Below are 4895 nucleotides of genomic sequence, written 5' to 3'. Positions count from 1 at the left end.
ATGGGTCTGTTGAGTTCGAAGAATCTTTTATATATTCGAAGAGAACATCTGACACTTTTTAAAACCTAGCAATTGTCAGATCAAGTCTTGGCTATTACACTTAAATACTACTGTGCGGTCTTCCTCATCCCTAACTGTCCGTAGTCTGTAGCGTGGCTATAAGGGTAAGGGACTACGGATTGTCAAATGGAAAAGAGTTTGTAATTCGATAAAAACAAAACGCCTGTTCTTATTTAAGCCAGGCGTTTTGTTATTGTAAGCCATCCTTGTTTTTCAATTTTATTTTACTTCTGCCGCAGCTTAGTTTCCTAACAAAGAAAAAAGTTCCACTATTCCTAAAAATAATTTCTCTACTGCAGTTTAACTGCAGTGTAAGATTTTATGTTTACCGCGACTAAAATATAACCTCAATTATTTCATATGAAAAAAATAATTCTTCTTTATGCGGCTTTATTTAGCTTAACCACTACTTTCGCACAAACTGATGATTTCGTTCACAAAAGTGGGGACGAAGCTATAACCGGTTATAAGACATTCGACGCTGGTATTACTGTAAAGGGGCCGGTATATCTGCCCTGGAGATCTTCCTCAACAGTGGGTACCTACCGTTTGATAACTATTAATAAAAATAGCGGCGTTGTTGAAACGATAGACCCGACAGCTTTAGCAAATGGGGGTACATTTGATGATAGTGATATCCTTCATAAATCATTACAGGAAACTATAACCGGCCCTAAATATTTTAATTCAAACCTTTATACACAGGCAGGGATCATTGTAAATGGTCCTATGTATATGCCTTGGCGACACAGCTCCACAGCAGGCAATTATAATATCATTACTATCAATAAGGCTAACAATATGATAGAAATAATTGATCCTGCAACCTTGGGTGTAGGGGGAGTAAGTGCCGATGCTGCTCTAAAAACCGCCAATGAAACGGTGTCAGGTAGCTGGAATTTTACGAATAATATAGGCATTGGTATAGCAAACCCAACAGATAAATTAGCGGTAAACGGCAGAATCCGTGCAAAAGAAATTAAAGTAGAGACTGCAAATTTCCCGGATTATGTATTCCGAAACGACTACCCCTTGCTCTCTTTGTCAGATCTTGAAAAGTTTATAAAAGCGAATAACCACCTTCCCGAAGTTCCATCAGCAGCCGAAGCAGAAAAAAACGGAGTTGATCTTGGAGAAATGAATAAGATTTTGCTGAAGAAGATTGAAGAACTGACACTGCACTTGATAGAGCAGAATAAGGTTTTGCTGGACCAGACTCAAAAGATTGGAGAACAGTCTTCAGAATTAAAAGAAATGAAAGAGCAAGTGGAGTATTTAAAAAATAAGCTCCAATAGAACTATCAATGTCTGCATTAATAGTTGCTTTTCATCAGGAACTCTATTCAAACAACTCTCAATATGAAGAAAAAGTGTTTAATTGTCGCCGTAGTAATTTTTCAGCTAGGCTTATTATTATCCGTAAAAGCTCAAACTAATAATTCTCCGAATCCGTCTTTAGAAAATATTTTACCACCTTCACCTAATGCCGCGGCTCTAACAAAATTTGGAGATATTCCCGTAGGATTATCAACTGGTATTCCTCAAATTAATGTGCCCTTATATTCTTATGCAAGCAAGACTTCCGGTTTGAAATTAAATGTTTCCCTAGATTATCATGCAGGGGGGATAAAAGTAGATGAGGTTTCTTCCAATGTGGGTATTGGATGGGCATTAAATGCAGGAGGGGTTGTTTCCCGTACTATGAGGGGAATCTATGACGAGATGGATGGGATTGGATTTATCAATTCACCAACAGTGCCTGAGGTGTTAGAAGGAAACTCTCCTACTGCACCTGAAGGTCGGCCGTATAATAAAATGTATGCTTCGGAAATGGATTCCCAGAATGATATATTCTCCTTTAATTTCAATGGACGCAGTGGAAAATTTGTGTATGGAAAAAATAATGATTCTCTCCTGCTGGACTTACAGAAATTAAAGATACAAAAATTTGAAACCAGAATAGCAGGTTATTCCATGATTAGCAGTTTCATAATAACTGACGAGAACGGATACAAATATTATTTTGATGCTATGGAAATTACCCATAATAATTCTATGGGTACTGCTGCTGCTGTCTATACATCTTCCTGGTACCTAACAAAAATTGAAACTGCATCCGGCAGCGATTTTATCTCCTTGGAGTATGAAAATTCCGATTATACATATAACCTCGGTAAGTCAGCTTCTGAAAAGATTTATTATCCCGGCACAAATTCTTCTGAGACGCCGCTACCACAGGTATCCTATTCGGCTTCGATTTCAAATGTTAGAATTGAGGGTAAAAGGTTAAAGTTGATAACATTTCCGGATGGGGTAACAATATCATTTGACTATAGTACAACAGAACGTACAGTAGAAAATAATGGCGACTTTTTGTTGAAAAAGATAAGTGTTCAAGATATATCTAACAAACGGGGTTATAAGCTAATCCATGACGTTTCTATAAATAGGCCCACCTTAAAAGAGGTTGTTCCATTTGGCGGATTAACAGAGAAGGAAGATTCTGGATATCAATTTAGCTATGATATTCCCTTGCCTGATAGATTGAGTGAACAACAGGATCATTGGGGATTTTATAATAATAATATCGTGGACGGTGGGCTTATTCCCGAAGAAATAATTACTGTAGGAATTGGAGGCAATTACGGTGCCTACCAAAAAGTGGGAGTTGGGAACAGAGATGTTGATCCTGTCAGATCGAAGGCTGGAACATTGAAAACCGTTAGATATCCGACAGGAGGATCGACAACATTCGAATTTGAATCCAACAAAGCAGTTGATGACCGTTTAAATCAGGAAATAAATGTTGTTGAACAAAAAAGCTCCAGAAATGCGAGTATGGGAATTTCCTGTAATAGCCAAACCGCAACAGTAACAAGTTTCTCTTTTGAAGGAGATCCGAATTCCCCAACCGAATTTAATATTATCACACCAGCCTATAGCACTTCTGCTTCAAACTTGGTATCCTTTAAGCTTGAAGTAAGGAACTCCTCCGGGCTTTTAATAGATGTATATCAATTAACTCCGGCATCCGGAAGTACCCCAACAACTCACCAGTTTTCTAAATCAAATTTATCCCCAGGGACGTATGAAATTACTACTTATGTTACCGGCCTAACAGATTTTTCTGGTTATATTGATTTCCGTTGGTTAGAAACCCGTCTACAGAATCCTGTTCATGTGACAAGTACAATAGGTCATAATCAAGTTTACGCAGGAGGATTACGAGTAAAAAAAATAATTGATTATAGTGATTCTGGATCCCCTGCGAAAATTAAAGAATATGAATATTTATTAGATGATAATATCACATCCTCAGGGACTTTAGGTGTTTATCCAGTTTATACTTCTGCTGTTTATTTTGACGAACGAACTCTCGCACTTGTTGATGGATATGTAGAGAGTTATAATCAAAATAGCAGTCCAAATTTTTTTGTTAGGTCAAGCTCTACCATTTATCCGCTTACTTCAATAAGTGGTAGCCCCGTTACCTATAAAAAAGTTGTTGAAAAAATTACGGGTGGAGGGGTATATTTGGGACGAACAGAAAGGTATTTTACCTCTTTTTCTGATGTTCCTGTTGTCATTGATAAGCCATTTCCTTTTGCTCCTCCCTCTAATAAGGACTGGTTTTATGGAGCTCTATTGAAGGAGGTCATTTTCGATAACGATAGCCATAAGGTTAAAGAAACTGTAAATGAATACACTCCTACAATTGACATCTCCTGGCAAGTAGCTTCTCGCCTTGAAAATTTTAAATCTGTTTCAATAGCTCCTGTCAAGTATGTTCGGGATGATCAATTTGGTGTACCTTATTGGACGCAACCAATCTACTTCAAGTCTGCAAGTTTTTACCCTGACGCCGGACGGCAGGATTTGACAAAGACAATAGTTTATGACTATTATGCTAATAATTCAGAAGTGAAGACAGAAATACACTACCAGTACGATCCTGAATACTTTTACTTGAAATCGGTTTCTACATCTACGAGTGATGGAAGAAGTACTGTAAAAACTTTCAAATATCCTCCTGATATAACTTCAGGAACTTTGGCATATCTGTACACTGATATGTCCGGAAAAAATATTATCAATCCTGTTGTAGAGCAGATTGAGAAGAAAGGAGAAATTCCGGTTTCTCTGCTTAGAAATAATTACTCCAATCCATTCCCTAATACCTATGTATTAAACACCGTTGATTTTCAAAACGGTAATTCGGCTTTAGAAACCAGGTTGAATTATAATTATAATTCGAAGGGTAGAATTGTTTCCATGTCAAAAAGTTCAGATGCCCCCTTGGCTTATATTTGGGGATATAAGGATCAGTATCCTGTAGCTGAGGTGAAAAATGCAACGGAAGCTGAAATAGCCTATGCCAGTTTCGAAGGCAGTGAATCATTAACTTTTACATATAACAATTCAGCCATTAGTTTCTTATCCAGCAAAACGGGAAAAAATAGCTATACGCTAAGTTCGGGCAATACAATAAGTAAAGCTGGTTTAAGCAGTGCAAAAACGTATATAGTATCTTATTGGACAACGAACAGTACTCCGTATACGATCACCGGTACCGTGGGAAATGCTGTTAAGGGAATAAAGGTAGGTGGATGGACTTATTATGAGCACAAAATAACAGGTCAAACATCAATTATATTGAGTGGAAGTGGCAATGTAGATGAGTTGCGCCTTTATCCTTCAACTGCTCAAATGACTACTTATACATACGAGCCCTTAGTAGGAATGACGAGCAGGACCGATGAGAAGGGGCAGACGACGTATTATGAGTATGATGATTTCCAGCGATTGGCGTACATTAAGGATCAGTACGGGAATAT

The 4895-nt window shown here is 37.7% G+C and carries 2 protein-coding genes; both read left to right on the top strand.

The window, feature by feature from the left end; translation table 11 throughout:
- Positions 1 to 420 precede the first annotated feature (420 nt).
- On the top strand, positions 421 to 1356 hold the full coding sequence (locus tag ACLCDL_RS17785; RefSeq protein ID WP_423149760.1) for a hypothetical protein: 936 nt from the start codon (positions 421 to 423) through the stop codon (positions 1354 to 1356).
- A gap of 63 nt (positions 1357 to 1419) precedes the next feature.
- Positions 1420 to 4895 (top strand): hypothetical protein (locus ACLCDL_RS17780; RefSeq protein WP_423149759.1); only part of this gene is annotated, 3476 nt, incomplete at its 3' end.

This window comes from Rubrilithobacter danxiaensis (assembly GCF_047272945.1).
Classification (GTDB): Bacteria; Bacteroidota; Bacteroidia; order Sphingobacteriales; family Sphingobacteriaceae; genus Rubrolithibacter; species Rubrolithibacter danxiaensis.
Note: the sequence above shows the minus strand (reverse complement) of the source record. Positions and strands in the feature narration are given on the sequence as shown.

Coding starts and splice junctions, on each gene's coding strand:
- ACLCDL_RS17785 (WP_423149760.1), top strand. CDS start 421: ATGAAAAAAATAATTCTTCTTTATGCGGCTTTATTTAGCTTAACCACT.